This window comes from Bacillus sp. 205(2023), assembly GCF_037027485.1.
GTDB lineage: Bacteria > Bacillota > Bacilli > Bacillales > Bacillaceae > Bacillus > Bacillus halotolerans.
In genome coordinates this window covers 1-19,516 of the sequence record NZ_JAXCHF010000002.1, presented here as the reverse complement: position 1 = coordinate 19,516, position 19,516 = coordinate 1, and the positions used below count along the sequence as shown (strand labels likewise).

Here is a 19,516-nt window from a genome sequence, read left to right as displayed (position 1 = left end):
CTGAAAGGAATAAAATGATGAGTGAAAAGAAATTGAATCAAGAAGAATTTCTGAAAATTTTGATGCATGCACATGATATTGGTGAGCAGTCATCTGAGATGACCACAAAGGAAATGCTTGAAAATTTGATTTCTCATATTAAAAATGGATACGCAACATAAAAATCCCGCAGGTTTTTAGCGGGATTTTTTTCTGAATAATGACCGGAAGGAGAAAAAGATTCAGCTCTGGCAAGACAATAAATAGAGCGCTTACATGGTAGAGGCTGAAAAACTGTTTTTGTAAATTTTTGTCGAATATTGTCACGTGAAAAGATGGAGAAATGCTGTTTTAACGTTGTATAATCGTATGGAAAAGGATGTTATAAGCTGATTTGGAGGTATCATGGGAGAATCTACTAGTTTAAAAGACATACTATCAACGTTAAGAAAACGCATACTTTTGATTATGATTGTAACCGCAGCTGCGACTGCTGCCGGCGGATTCATCAGTTTCTTCGCACTTACACCCATCTATGAAAATTCAACTCAGATCTTGGTCAATCAATCGAAAAACGACCAAAAAGAAGTCCAATTTAACGATGTCCAAACCAATCTTCAATTAATCAATACGTACAATGTCATCATTAAGAGCCCTGCTATCTTAGACGAAGTGATTAAAGAGATGGGCTTGTCGATGACATCCCAAGAGCTGAATGAAAAAATTACTGTTTCCAGCGAGCAGGATTCCCAAGTGGTCAATATTTCTGTCAGAGACGGGAGCGCGGAAACAGCGGCTCACATTGCCAACACTGTCGCATCTGTCTTTAAAGACAAAATCACTTCGATTATGAATGTTGATAACGTAAGCATTCTGTCAAAAGCTGAGGTTTCTGGACATCCGTCGCCTGTATCGCCAAAACCGCTGCTGAACATCGCCATCGCGTTTGCGGCAGGATTGGCAGGAAGCATCGGACTGGCCTTCCTGCTTGAGCATTTGGATAATACGATCAAATCGGAAGAGCAGCTCGAAACGTTGCTGGACATACCGGTATTAGGGACGGTTTGCACCATTGCGAATGAACAGAAAACAGCGAAGAGCTTAAAAGGCATTCAATCTGATAAAGCGGGGAGTGGACATTTTGGCGCTTAGAAAAAGCAAGGGCTCATGGAGTCGCAAAAATGTCATTGCGCTGACAGAGCCGAAATCCTTAAATTCAGAACAATATCGAACGATTCGAACAAATATAGAGTTTTCTTCAGTGGACCGCCAAATGAAATCTGTGATGATCACTTCGGCGTGCCCTGGAGAAGGGAAGTCTACCACAGCTGCTAACCTTGCTGTCGTATTTGCACAGCAGGGAAAAAAGGTTTTGCTCATCGATGCAGATTTGCGAAAACCTACAGTACATACCACTTTTCAACTAGAAAATATGACAGGCTTAACATCCGTTTTACTGAAAAAATCCTCACTGAAACAGGCTGTGCAAACGTCTCAGGAACAAAATCTTGATGTGCTGACGAGCGGCCCGATCCCGCCGAATCCGGCTGAGCTGCTTTCCTCCAAGTGGATGGAGGAGCTTGCGGATGAAGCGTGTGCGGCCTATGACATGGTGATTTTCGATACGCCGCCTATTCTCCCTGTAGCAGACGCGCAAATTTTAGGGAACGTCGCAGACGGTTCCGTTTTGGTTATTTCAAGCGGGAAGACGGAGAAAGAAAAAGCCGCAAAAGCAAAAGAGGCGCTCGATTCGTGCAACAGCAAGCTCCTCGGAGCCATTATGAACGGCAAGAAACGCTCGAAGCACTCTGACTACGGATACTACGGACATGAAGACAATTTCATACAAAAATAAATAACGTGCATACTGCCCGTTATTTATTTTTGTGAAAAAAGGAGGCTTAGAAATGATTGATATTCACTGCCACATCCTCCCGTCAATGGATGATGGGGCAAGGCACCTGGACGACAGCGTCGAAATGGCCAGGGCGGCTGTTCGTGAGGGAATCAGAACCATCATTGCAACCCCGCATCATAAGAATGGTTCATATGAAAACGAGCAAATCGCTGTCAGAGAAGCGGCAGACCTGTTAAACAAACGTTTAATGAAAGAGAAAATCCCGCTCACCGTACTGCCGGGACAGGAAATCAGAATCTACGGGGACTTGAAACGGGATTTGGCTGAAGGGCGACTGCTGTCACTGAATGACACGAAATATATCCTGATTGAGTTTCCGTTTGATCATGTTCCGCGATATGCCGAGCAGCTTTTTTATGATTTGCAGCTGAAAGGATACGTTCCGGTTATCGCGCATCCCGAACGCAATAGCGAAATTCGCGAAAATCCGTCCTTGCTGTATCATCTTATAGAAAAAGGAGCGGCATCTCAGTTGACAACCGGAAGTCTCGCAGGAGTTTTCGGGAAACAGATGAAAGCATTTTCGCTGCGGCTGGCTGAAGCCAATCTGATACACTTCTTAGCCTCAGATGCTCATAATCTGAAAACAAGAGACTTTCGCTATCAGGAGGCTCTCCGTGTTCTTGAGAAAGAATTCGGTACGGAATATTCTTATATGCTGACAGAAAATGCTGAGCTTCTTCTGCAAAATCATGCGATCTACAGGCAGGCACCGAAGCCGGTCAAAAGAAGAAAACGATTCGGGCTCTTTTGATCTGCAATTCTCATTTCCCCACTTTCTTTGTGAGAACGATATAATAGTATATTGTATGATTGAATCATATTTCAGAAATCTGTACAGGCTGTTTCCGGGAGATCATCCGCATTCATGTCAGGATATTCTCATACGATAATACGGAAGCTGTAAAGCAGCAATTTAACTGTTGGAGGGAAACAATGAATATAACAGTCATCGGAACAGGCTATGTCGGTCTTGTGACAGGTGTTTCTCTTTCTGAGATTGGCCATCATGTAACTTGCATTGATATTAACGCTCACAAGATTGAAGAAATGAGAAAAGGGATTTCCCCTATATTTGAACCGGGTCTTGAAGAGCTGATGAGAAAAAATATAGCTGATGGTCGGCTGAGCTTTGAAACGAGCTACGAGAAAGGCTTAGACCAGGCAGAGATTATTTTTATAGCGGTCGGCACACCGCAAAAAAACGACGGACATGCGAATCTGGAGCATATTACTGATGTGGCCAAGCGTATTGCCCGGCACGTGACGCGAGATGCGATCGTCGTAACGAAAAGCACAGTGCCTGTCGGAACAAATGATTGGATTTACGAGCTGATTACCAAACATCTTGCGGAGCCTGTCAGCATATCGATCGCATCCAACCCGGAATTTTTACGTGAAGGGTCAGCCATCCATGATACGTTTCATGGAGACAGGATTGTGATCGGAACAGCCGATCAGGACACCGCCAGAAAACTGGAAGAGCTCTTTCTTCCGCTCGATATCCCGGTTTACCAAACGGATATCAGAAGCGCCGAGATGATCAAATATGCCTCAAATGCCTTTCTGGCCACTAAGATCAGTTTTATAAATGAGATTTCGAATATATGTGAAAAGGTCGGCGCTGATATTGAATCTGTCGCATACGGCATGGGACAGGATAAGCGGATCGGGAGCCAGTTTTTAAAAGCGGGCATTGGCTACGGCGGTTCTTGTTTCCCAAAGGATACGAACGCCCTCGTGCAAATTGCGGGCAATGTCGAGCATGATTTTGAGCTGCTGAAATCGGTCATCAGGGTCAACAACAATCAGCAGGCGATGCTGGTTGATAAAGCGCTGAACAGGCTTGGCGGAGTGACGGGCAAAACGATCACCCTTTTGGGGCTGTCATTTAAACCGAACACGGACGATATGAGAGACGCGCCGTCGATTGTCATCGCTAACCGCCTCGCCGCACTAGACGCCCATATCAAAGCCTTCGATCCCATTGCCGTCAGCCATGCGAAGCACATTTTGCCGCAGGCTGTTGAATACAAAAAAACGATTGCGGAAGCCGTTAAGGGGGCAGACGCCGTCATGATTTTAACGGACTGGGATGAGATTAAACAATTTTCATTAGCAGATTATCAAGATTTGATGGAGCAGCCGCTGATTTTTGACGGGCGAAATTGCTATTCATTAGAAGAGGCTACTGCCGCCGGAGTGGAATACTATTCTGTAGGCCGGAAAGCGGTTGTTCCGGCAGGTGCAATGTCATAGATGTAAAGGAAAGACTGGCGGGATGCCGGTCTTTTTTTGTATTTATACGATGGATATATTCGCTAAGGTTTACCTATTGCTTGAAACTAGAGGGTGCTGCCTACAGATTTTCAGTTTGAGCAATACGCGGGCATGGGGACAGTGGAATTCTTTGATTAATTCGGTAGGAATACGCGTATAAAGAACATCCCATCATGCTTTTACAAATTGATTCAGACGATGATATTGATTTGTTGTGGGGAGACGTCGGCATCGCAAATTTTTTCATCACACCTGATGATGTAAGGGGAAAAGACTTTTCAAACGTTCTGTACAATGGGGACTGCAGCTAATACAAGCTTTTGATCCAAAGGGTCACCCCTGCCGCCAATAGGGTCAGAAGCGGAAATGAAATAAGCCAAACAACAAAATCAGGCGCGGCTGAGTCAATGCAGAACATAAATATGACCAATAAGCAGAGCACTGTAAGAGGCATTGACCAAAGGCCGTGTTTTCTAAACAATAAAGTGCCTGCCATTCCAAATACAAAGAAGGACAGAAAAGGAAAAACCACGAAAAATAACATCATCGGACTGAAAAAACTCATTGTCATCCCTCCGTTTCACCTCTTAATCTTTACAAGATTTTACCACATAAGAAAATGAACAGATCATCAAATCTGCCTCTTTCAAGTGTCTTTTTGACTACGACTTTAGAATTTGTCACCATATAAAACGCTTGCATTGACCTTATAACGAACAAAAAAGAGACTTTAGACCTTCGTATTCAGAGCATTATAAGCCTAAATTAAGCCGTTTACCCTATTTAAGCCGCCTTCCGGCTATTTTAAAATATAATATATGGAAATAAAGTATGGAAAAGTCTATCTTCATCAGCCCCTCCATACGACTTTTTGAGTATTAAGAGGTGATACAGATGGGTTATGAAAGTGTATTAGCAAATATCAAAAGTTCACTTAACGGAAAAATTTCAGACGTTGAAGACAAGATTGAAAAGCTGAAAAAAGCAAAAAAGGATATAGACACACTGCAAGAAGAGGCAATTACTGAAATCAAAGAAATCGTAAAACCGGAATTGGGCAAGCACTGGACAGGAACAAAAGCGGATGATTTTGATAAAGGAAGAGAAAAGGCAAAATCGGAAGCATCCAAGATTGTGAATGATAAATATAACGATTATATGGGTTCGATTCAAATCAAAATACTCAATCTTGAAGCAGAGAAATTCGAGCTCAATTTGACGAAAAGCGCAGCAAATACCGCAGGCGACCTTCTTGCTAAGGGAGAAGATTTCGTGGAAGAAGCAGGAAGACAAATAAGTAAACTGAAATGGTGGTGATCTTTTTTTATGTCAGAAATTAAGCTGAAGTACGATACAGTCATCAAAACATTGGATTCTGTCAAAGACGCGTTGGCTGACGTATCAATCGGCGCAGCAGGATCCAATGGAAAAAACAATCTCGATTACACGAAAAAATATCATGAGCGTGAGGAGAACATCAAAACCATGCTCGGAGATTATAAAAAAGCGGTACAGAAAAATATCGAGGATACGAAGGATAATGTTGATTCACTGAAAGAGCAGGATGAGGCGATCGCAGTAAAATAGAAGAGAAAGGGCAGTGCGATGAGTAAAGTATTTGAATCACAATCTTTAATCGATGAAGCGAAAAATAGAAAAAAGCAATATGAGACGCTGGAAGAGCAGCTGAACACGCTAAAAAAGGCGTTTCAGGAAGTTGCTGATTTAGGTGACGATTTTAAAGGAAAAGGCGCGGACAATATTAAGGACTTCTTTCAGGGACAGGCGGAAATCGCCGACAGCTGGCTGACGCTTGTCTCTGCTCAAATTGCGTTTTTAAACGGCATTTCCGGTGATATTAAAGATCAAGAACTCAGTGATTCATATGTGGAGACGTCATTTTTGGATCATGAGCTCCCTAATGGAGACTTAAAAGCCTCAGAAATTGTCTCCGCTCATAAAGCAGAAATCGATTCTATTTTGTCAGGCATCAGCGATATTATTGATCTCGACATGTACACGCTTGACGACTATGCAGATAAGATGGACGATGCCCAGAAAATCAGACGCGACACGATCACGGCAGTCGATAAGCTTGATGAATCCCTGACCACTGAATATCAAAACTTAGAATCTCTGGACAACGCAGTGCTCAGCAAATATTCTGTTCTTATGCAGGCTACCAGCAATGGGAAAAGCGCATCCCCTATGTACTATGACAAAAAAGCCTTCCACAGCAATGAAGTCTACAAAAGCGTGATTGATGTTCAAAAACAGGGAACAACCTATATTGACGCAAAAGCCCAGCAAGCCGAAGCAAGACGGCTTCAGGAAAAAGCGGAAGAAGAAGCGAACAAACCGTGGTACGAAAAAACATGGGACGGGATTTGCACCTTTACCGGTGAAGTCTCCGGCTATTATGATTATAAAAGAGCAACGGAAGGCGTTGACCCGGTTACCGGAGAAAAACTCTCCGCCGCAGAACGTGTGACAGCAGGAGCAATGGCTGCAGCCGGATTTATACCGGTCGTCGGCTGGGCAGGCCGCGCCTTCAAAGGCGGAAAAGCCATCTACAAAACCGGAAAAGCTGCGATCGCGGCAGAGCATGCATTGGATGCCTACAAAACAGGCAAATCCCTAGATATTCTCAAAATGTCAGAAATGGGCGCATACGGCCTCGTTGCTTCAAACGGATTCTCTGAAGCTGTCACAGGAAGAGATATGTTTGGAAACAAAGTGTCTGAGGAGAAGCGGAAGCAAGGGGCGTTGGAAGCGGCTTTGAGTTTGGTTGGAATTAGTTCAGCTAGATATGTTGATAAATTGCAAAAAGCTAATGCTCCATATAATAATGTATCAATACCTAAGTCTAATAAGGTGGATATTTCTCAAAAACCTAGTAGAATTGATTACTTGAGAAATAAATATGGTGAAATATCAAAAGAGGAACTTCACCAAAGAATTAATTTGAGAGGAGAAGTACATCAAGAACTAAATAAATTGATAAGCAAAGGAGTAGGTAAGAAGCAAAGAGGGCCTGCGTTTGCTGGTGTTCTTGATAAGAAAACTGGTAAATACTTCTTTGGTATCAATCAATCTAAGGGTTACTCTCCTGAAGTACAACATGACATTATAAAAAATAGAATAAACAATATGCCACATGATTTAAAAACAGGTTATGAAAAAACTTTGGGTGCCGGATCTCATGCTGAAGTTTATGCTTTAAATGAGGCATTATTGTCGAGGTCTGATGCGAAGCTAGAAGAATTTATGGTATATGTAATAAGTGCAAGGAAGATTAATAAATTCATGCCACAAGGATCCCCAATGCCAAGATGCCCACACTGTGAATACATCACAGATGGAGCTCATTATATACCAGAGGTGCTTAAATATGGAAGGTAATAGTAAATATACAAAGGAATATGTTTTGAAAAATGGTGTAAACTTTGATGATTTGTGGTTTACTTCATATAGTGACGAGATTCTCGATAACCCAGAAGATGAAGGTGGAAAGCCATTTACAGGATTGGCATTCGAACTGTTTGAAAACGGGAATCTAATGTATTTTTGTTTCTATAAAGATGGATTAGCTCATGGCTTAAATCGCGAGTTTTATAAAAGTGGAAAAATAAAATGTGAAGAGTACTTTAAATATGGATTAGTTAATGGAAAAAGTATTTATTGGCATGAAAATGGAAATGTTAAATCAACAAGTGAAGTTGAGTTATCAGTCAAATTGAACTATAAAGAATGGGACGAAAATGGAAAACTTATAATTGAAAAAGAATTAGAACATGATATAGAAAATGCGCAATATGTCACTTTATTAAAAAGAAGAGAGATAAATCGTAACTTAGGTAGGGAATAATAAATGAGATCTGTTTGAAGTTTAGAATATGTAAGGAATGATAGGGTGTTTTGTCTGAAGATGTTTTTGTAATTACTTTGAGTTCAAGAACATAGATATCATCATAACGTAATGTCTTTCAAAACTTTTCATGTAAAACTTGCGACATAGTTCGCAAGTTTTTTATTTAATAAATTTACTTTGGTGACTCATTTAATAAAAATCAAGAGATACTAAATGGATGTGTTGATTTTTTGGTGCGGAAGTTATCATTCTTTTGAAAAGGCATATGTACCAGACAGTCAGTCTAACCCAACTTGAATGACAAATCAGTTCGCGATTATTCTGTATATTAATTACACTAACTTTGACTTAAAGTATTTAATAATGAAGGAGAGAGATTTAATGCATATAGAACAAATACACCATTTCAACCTAAATAAAAAAGAAGAATTTATAAAAACACAGCAATCCCTTCAACCCAAAATCAACCTATCACCCTCCATCACCCCAGACTCGATCAAAACCTGCGCAGGCGTCGACCTTGCCTATTGGGAACAGGACGGAGAACCGTATGGAGTGTGCAGTATCATCGTCATTGACGCTGATACAAAAGAAGTCATTGAAAAAGTGCACAGCATGGGGAAAATCAGCGTGCCGTATGTGTCTGGTTTCCTTGCGTTTCGCGAGCTGCCGCTGATCATCGAGGCGGCCAAAAAGCTGGAAACAGAACCGGATGTGTTTTTGTTTGATGGCAACGGGTATCTGCATTACAACCATATGGGCGTTGCCACCCATGCGGCTTTTTTTCTGGGTAAGCCGACAATTGGGATTGCGAAAACCTATCTCAAAATCAAAGGCTGTGATTTCGTAATGCCTGAAAATGAAGTCGGTTCATACACAGATATTATCATTGACGGCGAGGTATATGGCCGGACGCTGCGGACGCGGCGGGACGTGAAGCCTATTTTCTTGTCTTGCGGAAATAATATTGATTTAGAAAGCAGCTATCAAATCACGATGAGCCTGCTTAATAAAGAAAGCAGGCTGCCGATCCCTGTCCGCCTGGCTGACCTTGAAACACATGTCTTACGAACGTTTTATCAGAAAAATCACGGGTAACACTTGGGGCTCTTGCCATCAAGTGTTTTTTTGTATGGTGTGTGCTTTCCAGCTTTATCAAAAACCTTGTCGTCCTTGCAGAGAGGTTTTATTTAAATGTTTTCCGCGTCAAATCGATCAAAGCCTTCAATGGCGCAGACATCCACTTGTCCTTATGCCATGCTAATTGAGTAAAAACGGGGCATTCGTTCTGCCAATTGAGTTCTTTCATCCGGCCTGCTGCAATATCATCTTTTACAGTCATTTCAGGTAAGATTCCAATTCCAAGTCCGGCCATCACGCATTGTTTGATGGCTTCTATGCTGACAAATTCTAATTTGTTAGGGTAGACACCGGAATCATGTAAAGTGTTCTCAAAGAGAGTGCGGTACGAGCAGCCGTCTTCTGTCAGCAGAAGGGTTTCGTTTTGAAGATCCTTCAATGTTACTGGTAAATCTGCAGGAAAAGGATGGTCGTTAGCAGCCACCATTTTGATCTCATCCTGAATCAAAGATTCAACGTGTAATGCGTCGTCCGGCCGGTTTACATCCAAGATGAATGTGATATCTAGCTGGCCCTGTAAGAGCTGTTCTTTCGCTTGCTCGTTTGAAATATACGGTTTGAATATGAGCTTTACTTGGGGAAAAGCCTGTTTAAATTCTTTTATGATAGGCGGAAGGCGGTATGTGCACTGGCTTTCGGTTGCCCCTATTTTTAAGGTTCCTGTTGTTTCTCTTACTTGATTTGCGGCCATTTTTGCCTCTTCTGTTAACGTAATGATCTTCTCCGCATAGGATTTGAACGTTTTGCCGGCTTCTGTCAGGATGAGCCGCTTGCCGAGCCGTTCAAATAAAGGAGTCCCGATTTCTTCTTCAAGTGATTTGATTTGGGAGGTTACGCTTGATTGTGCATAATTAAGCATCTTGGCGGTAAGGGTGAAGTTTACATGTTCTGCCGCCGTAATAAAGGTGATCAGCTGCTTCAATTCCATTTGTTCTCGTCCTTTCTAAATCGGCTTTATCGATTGGAATAATCGAAATAATCATCTGTATTGATTAATGAATCCATTATATGATGGAGAAAATCATTCGTAAACAAAGGAGCAGATGCATCATGAAAATTGCGGTCATTAATGGCGGAACGAGGGCTGGCGGAAATACGGATATTCTTGCGGAGAAGGCTGTTCAAGGATTCGGTGCGGAGCACATTCATTTGCGGAAATATCAGATCCAGCCGATTGAGGATCTGCGTCACGCTCAAGGCGGCTTTCGTCCTGTTCAAGATGACTACGATTCTATCATTGAGCGGGTATTGCTGTGCGATATTCTTGTATTCGCCACCCCCATTTATTGGTTCGGTATGTCAGGAACGTTAAAGCTGTTCATTGATCGCTGGTCACAGACGATGAGAGATCCGCGATTTCCTGATTTTAAAGAGCAAATGTCGGCAAAACAGGCATATGTGATAGCAACCGGAGGAGATAATCCAAAGATAAAGGGGCTGCCGCTGATAGAACAGTTTGGTCACATTTTTGATTTTATGGGAATGTCATTTGAAGGCTATGTGCTGGGAGAAGGCAATCGTCCCGGCGATATTATATTTGATCAGCAGGCAATAGAAACTGCGGGCAGGCTATTGAAAAGAAGTGATGCCGTGTGAAGCTGCTGTTGTCCGTCATTGTTGGAATGCTTATTCTAGGATTCTTTTTATCTTGGAAAATGCCGCGGTCTGAGGAATGGATACACGTCAAAACAAACTCGCCTCAAGATAAGCAATTTGCCAGAATGTCAGGAAACACGCTGCAAATCAAAAACGTGATCAAAAATGATGCAGGCAAAGAAACAATTTATATGACAAATGGCATTTCTGGCCCAAAATAAAAAGCACCCTTTGAGGGTGCTTTTTTCTATAAATGAGGAACTACAAGCCCTCCATATAAAAATGCCGCGATAATCAGGAAAGCCGGATGCAGTTTGAATTTTGTCATGCAAAGGAGGGAAATGCCCGCAATCACTAAGGATTGAATCCAGCCGATGGCTTTGATGCCGTCTGCGCCGATTTGCCAAGTGAGAATAAGCATCATGACAGCGATAACAGGCTGAACAGACAGCGTCATGCCTTTGATCACAGGTGATTGGCGAAAGCGCTGAATGATGCGCAGCAGGACGATCAGCGCGAACGCGGATGGTACAACAGTTGCGATCAGGGCAATCAGAAAGCCGGGCCAGCCGCCTGCGCTGTAGCCGACATAAGCGGCGATTTTGGTTGCGATCGGGCCCGGCAATGCATTCGCAAGTGCGAGCATGTTAGAGAATTGGTCGTTTGACAGCCAGCCGTATCTGTTTACGACTTCTTCAAACATCAGCGGGATAGAGGCTGGGCCGCCGCCATATCCCAGAACGTTTGCGATAAAAAATGCTGTGAATAAAAACATAACGATCATGAGGCGGACATTCCTTTATCTTTTGAATGTTTATTTGTGATTTTGTCTTTCAGTTTAAAATGAAATGCTCCGTATGCTAAGAATATGATAATGACAATGCCGGGGTTGATCTGTAACAATTGCAGTCCAATAAAAGCGATGATAAAAAACAGGATTCCGGTGACCCAGCCAAATCCTTTGAGCGCTTTTTGTCCAAACTCATATGCCATAATACCGAGCATAACGGCGATAACCGGCGTCACGGCGCCAATCATGCCGGCGACGACCGCCGAGTGGCTTAAGACGTTTACAGCCGCAAATAAGGCAACCATCGCAAGGCATGTAGGCAAAATGTGGGCAAGAGTAGCGACAATTGCGCCTAGCGTGCCTTTTAGTTTGAATCCCAGGTATGCCGCCATCTTGGTGGCGATCGGTCCGGGGAGTGCATTGGCGATGGCTAATATTTCTCCAAATTCATCATCATCTATCCATTTATATTTATTCACCGCTTCATGGCGGATCAGCGGAATCACCGATGGCCCGCCCCCGAAGCCTAAGATTCCGGTGCGCACCATTGCGGCCGTCATATCCCGATAAGGATGGTTTTTCATTAGTTTCTCTCCTTTACAGCTTCATTCCCATACGGCTTTTGTACCGTTTGATCAGCATTTGGCAATCAACGCTGACGACACCCTGAAGCGGATACAGCCGTTTCGTTAAAAATTCTTCCATTTCCTGATCATTCGCGAAGATTCCGTGCATGTGTAGCTTGCTCGGGCCAGTCATGTGATAAAGGCTGGTGACTGCGGGTTCTTCTTCAAGCTTTAGAGCGACTTCTTCCAGGAATTGCGGCTCTACCTCGACATTAAAAAACACGGATACATGAATGCCGATTTTAGCTGGATTGATCACCGCTGTGAATTTTTCAATAACGCCTGCTTCAATCAGCTGATTAATACGTGATTGAACTGCAACACGTGATAAATCGACTCTTTTGCCAAGATCCGTATAAGAAATCCTTCCTTCCTCATGCAAAATGGTAAGGATCTGTTTGTCTATCTCATCAAGAACAAGGTTGGGGATTTGATATTCATTGCCCATTTGTTCCACCTGCTTTCGTTTGACTTTTAGTCAATATTTTATCATATAAGTTTCATTTCGTAAGAGATAATTTAAATTTATTTTCATAATGAACAATAAAATATTTTTGTGTTTACGAAAAGGAGAAAGTTCGTCAGCTTTTCTTCCGGGTCAGTAGATGCGAAAACTCAGACTCTCTATACTGAAGAAAATCTCTTGCAAAGGAGACTTGTGATGAACAGATCAATTATCGGCACTAAGCAAATGGTCGTCAGTCCGCATTACCTCGCATCACAAGCGGGAAACCGCATTCTGGAGAAGGGAGGAAACGCATTTGACGCCGCTGTCGCCGTGAGCGCTTGTCTGGCGGTTGTCTATCCGCATATGACGGGGCTTGGAGGAGATTCCTTTTGGCTGACCTTTCATCAAAAAACAAAGGCGGTAAGAGTGTACAATGGCAGCGGCCGTTCAGGAAAAAATGTGACGAGAGACGTGTATAAGGAGAAAAATGAGATCCCGCTGCGGGGGATCGACAGCGCAATTACCGTGCCGGGAATGGTCGATAGCTGGGATGCCGTGCTGAAGACATACGGACGGATGTCGCTTTCTGACGTATTGGAGCCTGCGCTCAATTATGCTGAAAATGGTTTTCCTGTATCTGCAGATCAGTGCCGGCATACAGCGGCGAATCTTGAACTGCTGGCGTCAACACCTTACACTGCTGATATTTTCACCAAAAACGGCAAAGCACCGGTCCCCGGCGAACGGTTTGTGCAAAAAGAGCTTGCGAACAGCCTGAAAATGATTGCTGAAAGAGGAAGAAGCGCATTTTATGAAGGGGATATCGCTCAGCGGATTGTCTCGTATTTACAGCATAATGGCAGCTATATGACGCTTGATGACTTTACAGCACACAGGGGTGAGTGGATGGAGCCTATATCCTGTGATTACCGGGGGTGCACCGTCTATCAGGCGCCCCCAAATTCTCAAGGTTTTACGGGTTTACTGACGCTGAATATTCTGGAAAACTATGATTTCAGCCAAATTGAACATGGTTCATTTACCTATTATCATGTGCTCGTGGAGGCACTGAAAAAGAGTTTTCTGGATCGGAATGCCGTTCTGACTGATCCGGCGTTTGCTGATATTCCGCTGGAAAGGCTTTTGGACAAAAGCTACGCCAAGCAGCTGGCGGAAGAAATCGGTTATATAGCTGAACCGGCGGAAAGCACACCAATAGGCAGTGATACCGCCTATGCGGCGGTGATGGATTCGGATGGCAACGCGGTGTCGTTCATTCAAAGCCTTTACTTTGAATTTGGCTCGGCTGTTACTGCCGGGGATACAGGCATTCTCATGCAGAATCGCGGCTCATTTTTCTCATTGGATGAAAATCATGTCAACACACTTGAGCCGAGAAAGCGCAGCTTCCATACGCTGATGCCGGCTATGGTCTGTAAGAACGGGAAACCGAAGATTCTGTACGGTACGCAAGGGGGCGAAGGCCAGCCGCAGACTCAGACCGCGATTATCACCCGAATGCTGGACTATGGAATGCATCCTCAGCAGGCAATCAGCGAACCGCGCTGGGTATGGGGCAGAACGTGGGGCGAGGATTATGAAGGTCTCAGAGTTGAGAACAGAATCGCAGAGGAGACGGTCGACATGCTAAAAGAAAGCGGCCATCTCGTGGAGACAGTCAGTGATTATGACCCGCTGATGGGTCACGCCGCAGCAATCGCAGTGGATGAGGAGGGCTTTCTCCAGGGAGGAGCCGATCCAAGGGGGGATGGGGCGGCTGTTGGGATTTGACAAGCTAGAAAAATATACATATGTATATTAAGAGAGCAAGAAACAGGCCAGCATCAATCAGGTGGTACATATACTGTTTATCTTCAGGTCTATACCTCCATTCTATAAGAAAGCGTAGAGAATCAATCGAAATAAAAAATAAAAGAAGCATATATCCCACAGGGAAAAAGATCATAGAAAAAACAAACAAAATAAGTAAAAAGATTTCTATTAATCTCTGTGTGCTGTTGACTGGCTTGTACAGCCAGCCGGATTTATGGATACCGAACTTTTTCTTGATAAGAAATTGCAGTGCTGTGCTGAACGATACTATGACCAGAAATAACAGCCAAAAATGAGTACTCATACGAATCCCTCCTAAACTCATCTCTTTATACGTTCGTGGGAGAGAAAATGTTTCATAGAAAAACACCCGGGGATTACTCCGGGTGTTTCATTTTTACAGGATGTATCTGCTGCTGAAAAATGGTTTTCATTTTATCCCATGCGATTTCTGTGTTTTCATCGAGATCAAAGAGGCCTGAATTGCCGATGATAAAAATGTCATTCCCAGCTTCCGCGAGCATGCGGAAGGTTTTTTTATTACAGGAGCCGTCAACTTCAATGGCATACGTATAATGATTTGTTTCTCTCCACTCTTTAGCCGCACGGATTTTTCCAGTCATTTCTGCGATAAACGGCTGCCCGGCAAAACCCGGATCAACGGTCATAATCGTCAGTTTATCAATCAAATGCACATAAGGGCTGATCCACTCTAGCGGAGTGGCCGGGTTCAATACAATCCCGACCTTTGCGCCATGATCTTTGATGTTGTGTATCAGCCGAAACGCCGAACGGTTAATGGTTTCGGCATGAACGCTAATGTAATCAGCACCAGCCTCTGCTGTCATATCGATAAAATCCTCTGGCCTCTCAACCATCAGGTGGGCATCAATCGGGAGAGCTGTCATCGTTCTGAGCTGGCTGATGAAAAATGGAGACAGCGTAATGTTTTTGACAAAATGGCCGTCCATGATGTCAACATGATACATATCGGCACGGCTGTTTAGAATGGTGATCTGCTCGTTGAATTTTGTTAAATCCATACACATCAGAGAAGGTGAAAATAAATGTTTCATGACGCATCCCTCACTTTAATTGAAGAATTGTATGATCCAGCCTAGAAGAATCCCGATAATGCCAAAGTCTGAATCGCCGTAAGTCGTGCCTTCAAATCCGAGCGAGCCAAGAACCGGCAGAAGAAGCGCAGGCAGAAAAGAAATGAGAATGCCATTGGCAAACGCACCGAGTACAGCCCCCCGCACTCCGCCGGTTGCATTTCCGTAAACTCCCGCCGCCGCTCCTGTAAAGAAATGCGGTACAAGTCCCGGGACAATAACACTGAGACCGATGACTGGAAGAAGAAAAATGGACACAACACCCGCCAGGAAGCTGGATAAAAATCCGATAATCACCGCGTTTGGCGCAAAAGGAAAAACCGTCGGACAGTCAAGAGCGGGTTTAGCGCCTTTCACTAGCTTCTCAGCGATGCCTTTAAAAGCAGGGACAATTTCAGCGATTACCATCCGAACCCCCGCCAAGATGACATATACCCCAGCAGCGAACGTAATGGCCTGCATAAAGGAATAAACGAGAAAATGGCTTCCGCCGCTCAACGATGATTCAATATACTCCTTTCCGGCGAAAGGAGCGACAATAAAGAAAAGGAGTGCCATCGTTAAAGAAATGGAGACTGACGTATCCCGCAGAAATCCTAATGATTTCGGAACTTTGATATCCTCAGTCGAATGAGATGGATTGCCCGCATGTTTGCCGATGAATCCAGCAATAAAATAGCCGGCAGAACCGAAATGGCCGAGTGCGAGATCATCGCTTCCTGTAATTTTTTTTGTATACGGCTGAAGGATGGCGGGTGACAGCACCATTAGCCCCCCAAGAATAATGGCGCCCGCAGCAATGAGAGGAACACCGCTGATGCCGCCGGTAATCAGCACGGCGGAGATCAATGAAGCCATGTAGAGAATATGATGGCCGGTTAAGAAAATATATTTAAATGGCGTGAGACGCGCCAGCAATATGTTAACAATCATTCCGAAAATCATAATGAGTGCCGTTTCCGTACCAAACGTTTTTTGAGCAATGGCTGAGATTGCATCTGTATTTGGTACGACGCCTTTAATGTGGAATGCTTTTTCGAACATGCTGCCGAACACGGCTAGTGAATCTGAGACAATCGCCGCCCCGGCGCTGAGAATGACGAATCCCATTGCCGTTTTCAGTGTGCCCGATACGGTATCCGCAGCGTTTTTCTTTTGCAGAAGCAGACCGGCTAAGGCAAAAAGTCCAATTAAAATAGCAGGAGTTCCCAGGAAATCGTTAATCAAAAAATCAAGCATCAGATGCACCCCCGTCGTCTATGTTTTTGTGTGTTACAAGTTGGTAAGGATGGCTTCTTTGATTTCTTTCTGGTCCAGCAGGTTTTTGAGTCCGACAACGTTACGTGTTCCATCGTCAAGACCTGACACAATATCGGCTGATCCTAGATACAGATCCGCTTGCTCCGTTTTGCTTGAAGTGAGGTCTGTATGTGTAACATCAGCGCTGATGTTCAGTTCATCAATGATTTTTTTCACATTCATTTCAACAATAAAGCTTGATCCAAGTCCGTTTCCGCAAACAATTAAGATTTTTTTCATTTGAATCACTCCTAGTTTGAGTATTTTTGAATCATTGGCAGCACATCTTCTGCCGATTGAGCGTTAATCAGCAATTGAATGTTTTCCGGATCACCCAGCATATTCGTGAGCTGGGAGAGGGCTTTCAAATGGGTGTCATTGTCGATTGCCGCGAGCACGATAATCAGCTGGACTGAATGCTCGGGCCGGTCTGAAAAGGAAACGGCTTGGTTCAGTCTCAGAAAGCTCATGCCGATTTGATTCACACCGTCTTCAGGCCTCGCGTGCGGGATGGCTACATTCGGCGTAATGACGATATATGGGCCCAGTGTCTGAATCGTGGCAATCATGGCATCGACGTATTGCGGGGTAACAGACCCGTCATCCACAAGCGGCTTTGCCGCCATGCGGACGGCATCCTCCCAACAGGGGGCAGAGTCGGCCATCGTTATATGGTTAGGTGTCATTAATTCAGCAAGCATTGGTTTGCGGTTCGCCTCCTTTTCATGTTTGTGCGGCTGTCCTAAATACTCGGTCAGTTCTTGCATCAGCTCTGTTTTATGAATGCCTTCTGCATGTTTTTCGATGATGCTCATGATGTCATGAACACTTGGGTGGAAATGGGCAGCGCTGTTTGAGAGCGCATCTACTTTTTTCAGCAGGCTGATCTTTTCCTTGCTGTTCAGTATGGGATTAACGATGAGCACAGGCACCCCTCTGTCTGGCAGCGGAACAGTTGAGATCAGGACATCCGTTTCAAGCGTCATGGTTTCATAGACACGGCTTGATACGGTTTTTAGAATATCGACATTCGGCAGAAGATCTTCAATTTGGCTCTGCAAAATTTTTGAAGTGCCGATGCCGCCCGGACAGACAATAACCGCTGTTTTTCTAAGTGAGGGCGCGACCCCTTCGCGTTTCATCCAGCCTCCGAAATGCATGGCGATAAAAGCTGTTTCTTCACTGCTGACAGGTTTTCTTAATTCTTTTTGAAGGTGATGAACGACTTTTTTCGTTAAGCAGAAAATATCACTGTATTTCGTTTTGATGGAGGCAGCTACATCACTCTCATGAGGAGTGATATCATATTTAATCCTGTAATAAGCTGATTTCAAATGAAGCACCAGATGTTTTTTTAGATTTTCCGGGTCCTGAAAAAGCACGCAGGCGTAACGCTGGAAATCGACAATCATTTGGTCCGCGATATCATGTATCGCATCCAGCTCACCTGCAATGAGACTTGAAGCGGGGAACTGACTGATTTTAGCCCCTAACAGATGGATCGTGAAGTAGCACATCTCTTGATCAGAAATAAAGGCTTTTTCCGGCAGTTCCGCCGCCGCCCGAACGGCCGCTTCATATTCCTTCGTTTGCCTGATGGCGTATTGCTCTTCTTGTTCTAGAGTGATTTCTTTTCCCGCCTTTAATCTGATCAGAAATAACGTAAAGTGCACACTTAAGCTCGCGAGAACATGATCAGCAAATTTCATGTGAAGAAGCTTTTCGAAAGTCAGCAGCATAGATCGCATAGTTTGAATCTGCTGTTCACAAGCAGCCGGATCGGGACATAGATCGGTAACGGCCGCAGTGCTGCTGCTTTTTTGCATGAGCTGATTTGCGTATTCTGCCAGCAGTTTTCGCTTTTGCAGTTCTAATCCTGAGAAGAAATACCCTTTTTCTTTGGTAAAGGAAAGAACGATGCCGAATGTCTTCAGCTTTTCGCGAATATGCTTCATATCCTGAATGGCGGTGTTGCGGCTGACATGATTTTCGTCAATGAAGTTCTGCAAAAGTAACCGTCTGTTTCTCGTTAAAATGCGCAGGATCACTCTTGCCTGCCTTTCTGAGGGAGAATATTCATAACTTGAACTTGTCAGCGTTTTCATTTCTGATGTCAGCATTTTTTTCGTTTGGTCTTCTAAATAAAATCCTGCTGAACGCCTTCTTTTGATCGGTGTCAGTCCGGTCTCTTTCAGCCAGCCGTTAATTTTTTCAATGTCATAATACAGTGTTCTCCTTGAAATTTTTAATTGCTCCGTTAATTCGCCGCAAGTAACATAGCTGGTTGTGTTGAGAACCTGATGAAGAATGGCTGATCTTCTTTGGTCTAAAGGCATGCCCATCAGCTCCTTATGTGCAGGTGATATCAGTCTGCCGTCCTTCTCTTCGTGCGGGCTTATTTCAATTGTAATGGGGGGCATCTGAATTTATAAGACCAAATCAGTGCAAACGATTTGTGCAAATATGATTCCTGCAAACAAAAAAAGCCAGGCACATGGGGACTGACCCCATAAGATGAGACAAATAAAAAACACCTTCAAGTTTGAAAACGGATGATTGTTAGCCGAAATTAGACTTGGAGGTGTTTTTTCTATGGGGACAAGAGTGAGTTATCCGGTTGA

At 43.8% G+C, this 19,516-nt stretch carries 23 protein-coding genes and 1 pseudogene; 14 read left to right on the top strand and 10 right to left on the bottom strand.

Translation table 11 applies throughout. From position 1 onward, the window contains the following. Positions 1 to 17 precede the first annotated feature (17 nt). The 6 genes and pseudogenes from WA325_RS07600 to WA325_RS07575 all read left to right on the top strand — a co-directional run. Positions 18 to 161 carry a hypothetical protein gene (locus tag WA325_RS07600; protein ID WP_010332161.1) on the top strand — a complete coding sequence of 48 codons (144 nt, stop codon included), beginning with the start codon at positions 18 to 20 and terminating at the stop codon, positions 159 to 161. A gap of 223 nt (positions 162 to 384) precedes the next feature. Further along, positions 385 to 1,131 carry a YveK family protein gene (locus tag WA325_RS07595; RefSeq protein WP_336183411.1) on the top strand — a complete coding sequence of 249 codons (747 nt, stop codon included), beginning with the start codon at positions 385 to 387 and terminating at the stop codon, positions 1,129 to 1,131. Beyond that, positions 1,121 to 1,834, top strand: a complete 714-nt coding sequence (locus WA325_RS07590; protein WP_044159636.1) for a CpsD/CapB family tyrosine-protein kinase — start codon at positions 1,121 to 1,123, stop codon at positions 1,832 to 1,834. The genes WA325_RS07595 and WA325_RS07590 overlap by 11 nt, the downstream gene beginning before the upstream one ends. Positions 1,835 to 1,886: 52 nt before the next feature. Beyond that, the gene (locus tag WA325_RS07585; RefSeq protein ID WP_336183409.1) at positions 1,887 to 2,651 is read left to right on the top strand and encodes a tyrosine-protein phosphatase; all 765 of its coding nucleotides are present in this window, start codon (positions 1,887 to 1,889) and stop codon (positions 2,649 to 2,651) included. Between the two features lie 182 nt (positions 2,652 to 2,833). Further along, positions 2,834 to 4,156, top strand: a complete 1,323-nt coding sequence (locus WA325_RS07580; protein ID WP_336183408.1) for a UDP-glucose dehydrogenase family protein — start codon at positions 2,834 to 2,836, stop codon at positions 4,154 to 4,156. Positions 4,157 to 4,249: 93 nt separating this feature from the next. Next, a pseudogene (locus WA325_RS07575) lies at positions 4,250 to 4,488 on the top strand (DUF1963 domain-containing protein); the annotation flags it as partial. On the opposite strand, the gene WA325_RS07570 reads toward WA325_RS07575, so the two are convergent. Beyond that, positions 4,485 to 4,742, bottom strand: a complete 258-nt coding sequence (locus WA325_RS07570; RefSeq protein ID WP_336183407.1) for a hypothetical protein — start codon at positions 4,740 to 4,742, stop codon at positions 4,485 to 4,487. The pseudogene WA325_RS07575 and the gene WA325_RS07570 overlap by 4 nt on opposite strands. A 329-nt stretch (positions 4,743 to 5,071) precedes the next feature. On the opposite strand from WA325_RS07570, the gene WA325_RS07565 reads away from it, so the two are divergent. The 5 genes from WA325_RS07565 to WA325_RS07545 all read left to right on the top strand — a co-directional run bounded on the left by WA325_RS07565 (position 5,072) and on the right by WA325_RS07545 (position 9,146). Beyond that, positions 5,072 to 5,494, top strand: a complete 423-nt coding sequence (locus WA325_RS07565; protein WP_227598607.1) for a YwqH-like family protein — start codon at positions 5,072 to 5,074, stop codon at positions 5,492 to 5,494. 9 nt (positions 5,495 to 5,503) lie between these two features. Next, a complete protein-coding gene (locus WA325_RS07560; RefSeq protein ID WP_105954069.1) occupies positions 5,504 to 5,764 on the top strand; it encodes a YwqI/YxiC family protein in 261 nt (86 codons plus the stop codon). A gap of 18 nt (positions 5,765 to 5,782) precedes the next feature. Then, positions 5,783 to 7,579: a T7SS effector LXG polymorphic toxin gene (locus WA325_RS07555; protein WP_336183406.1), complete on the top strand. Its 1,797-nt coding sequence runs from the start codon at positions 5,783 to 5,785 to the stop codon at positions 7,577 to 7,579. Continuing rightward, complete coding sequence (locus WA325_RS07550; RefSeq protein ID WP_105954067.1) at positions 7,569 to 8,045, top strand: toxin-antitoxin system YwqK family antitoxin; 477 nt, start codon at positions 7,569 to 7,571, stop codon at positions 8,043 to 8,045. Before WA325_RS07555 ends, WA325_RS07550 begins: the two co-directional genes overlap by 11 nt. Before the next feature lie 384 nt (positions 8,046 to 8,429). After that, the gene (locus tag WA325_RS07545) at positions 8,430 to 9,146 is read left to right on the top strand and encodes an endonuclease V (RefSeq protein WP_326324521.1); all 717 of its coding nucleotides are present in this window, start codon (positions 8,430 to 8,432) and stop codon (positions 9,144 to 9,146) included. 88 nt (positions 9,147 to 9,234) lie between these two features. On the opposite strand, the gene WA325_RS07540 is transcribed toward WA325_RS07545, so the two are convergent. Further along, the gene (locus WA325_RS07540; RefSeq protein ID WP_326324523.1) at positions 9,235 to 10,116 is read right to left on the bottom strand and encodes a LysR family transcriptional regulator; all 882 of its coding nucleotides are present in this window, start codon (positions 10,114 to 10,116) and stop codon (positions 9,235 to 9,237) included. Between the two features lie 122 nt (positions 10,117 to 10,238). Here WA325_RS07540 and WA325_RS07535 point away from each other — a divergent pair, with 122 nt between their 5' ends. Both WA325_RS07535 and WA325_RS07530 read left to right on the top strand, forming a co-directional pair. Beyond that, positions 10,239 to 10,784 carry a flavodoxin family protein gene (locus WA325_RS07535; protein WP_326324525.1) on the top strand — a complete coding sequence of 182 codons (546 nt, stop codon included), beginning with the start codon at positions 10,239 to 10,241 and terminating at the stop codon, positions 10,782 to 10,784. Next, positions 10,781 to 11,005: a hypothetical protein gene (locus WA325_RS07530; protein WP_198098099.1), complete on the top strand. Its 225-nt coding sequence runs from the start codon at positions 10,781 to 10,783 to the stop codon at positions 11,003 to 11,005. The genes WA325_RS07535 and WA325_RS07530 overlap by 4 nt, the downstream gene beginning before the upstream one ends. Before the next feature lie 26 nt (positions 11,006 to 11,031). Here the strand turns inward: WA325_RS07530 and WA325_RS07525 are convergent, their stop codons facing one another. From WA325_RS07525 to chrS, 3 genes are read right to left on the bottom strand one after another with little or no spacing between them, the layout of a single operon-like run. Continuing rightward, positions 11,032 to 11,568, bottom strand: a complete 537-nt coding sequence (locus WA325_RS07525; RefSeq protein ID WP_095712855.1) for a chromate transporter — start codon at positions 11,566 to 11,568, stop codon at positions 11,032 to 11,034. Further along, the gene (gene chrB / locus WA325_RS07520) at positions 11,565 to 12,158 is read right to left on the bottom strand and encodes a chromate efflux transporter subunit ChrB (RefSeq protein ID WP_024123093.1); all 594 of its coding nucleotides are present in this window, start codon (positions 12,156 to 12,158) and stop codon (positions 11,565 to 11,567) included. The genes WA325_RS07525 and chrB overlap by 4 nt, the downstream gene beginning before the upstream one ends. Positions 12,159 to 12,171: 13 nt before the next feature. Further along, positions 12,172 to 12,648 carry a chromate efflux transcriptional regulator ChrS gene (chrS, locus tag WA325_RS07515; RefSeq protein WP_024123092.1) on the bottom strand — a complete coding sequence of 159 codons (477 nt, stop codon included), beginning with the start codon at positions 12,646 to 12,648 and terminating at the stop codon, positions 12,172 to 12,174. A gap of 213 nt (positions 12,649 to 12,861) precedes the next feature. Here chrS and ggt point away from each other — a divergent pair, with 213 nt between their 5' ends. Further along, on the top strand, positions 12,862 to 14,439 hold the full coding sequence (ggt, locus tag WA325_RS07510; RefSeq protein ID WP_326324528.1) for a gamma-glutamyltransferase: 1,578 nt from the start codon (positions 12,862 to 12,864) through the stop codon (positions 14,437 to 14,439). 4 nt (positions 14,440 to 14,443) lie between these two features. Here ggt and WA325_RS07505 read toward each other — a convergent pair whose 3' ends face one another. The 5 genes from WA325_RS07505 to WA325_RS07485 all read right to left on the bottom strand — a co-directional run bounded on the left by WA325_RS07505 (position 14,444) and on the right by WA325_RS07485 (position 19,231). Next, the gene (locus tag WA325_RS07505) at positions 14,444 to 14,785 is read right to left on the bottom strand and encodes a DUF4181 domain-containing protein (protein ID WP_105954061.1); all 342 of its coding nucleotides are present in this window, start codon (positions 14,783 to 14,785) and stop codon (positions 14,444 to 14,446) included. Positions 14,786 to 14,858: 73 nt separating this feature from the next. Further along, positions 14,859 to 15,557 (bottom strand): D-allulose 6-phosphate 3-epimerase, encoded by a 699-nt coding sequence (alsE, locus tag WA325_RS07500; RefSeq protein WP_185848538.1) that lies wholly within the window; start codon positions 15,555 to 15,557, stop codon positions 14,859 to 14,861. Between the two features lie 15 nt (positions 15,558 to 15,572). Continuing rightward, positions 15,573 to 16,835, bottom strand: a complete 1,263-nt coding sequence (locus WA325_RS07495) for a PTS ascorbate transporter subunit IIC (protein ID WP_336183405.1) — start codon at positions 16,833 to 16,835, stop codon at positions 15,573 to 15,575. Positions 16,836 to 16,868: 33 nt separating this feature from the next. After that, complete coding sequence (locus WA325_RS07490) at positions 16,869 to 17,135, bottom strand: PTS sugar transporter subunit IIB (protein WP_024123087.1); 267 nt, start codon at positions 17,133 to 17,135, stop codon at positions 16,869 to 16,871. A gap of 11 nt (positions 17,136 to 17,146) precedes the next feature. Continuing rightward, a complete protein-coding gene (locus WA325_RS07485) occupies positions 17,147 to 19,231 on the bottom strand; it encodes a BglG family transcription antiterminator (RefSeq protein ID WP_326324532.1) in 2,085 nt (694 codons plus the stop codon). Positions 19,232 to 19,516: the final 285 nt, after the last annotated feature.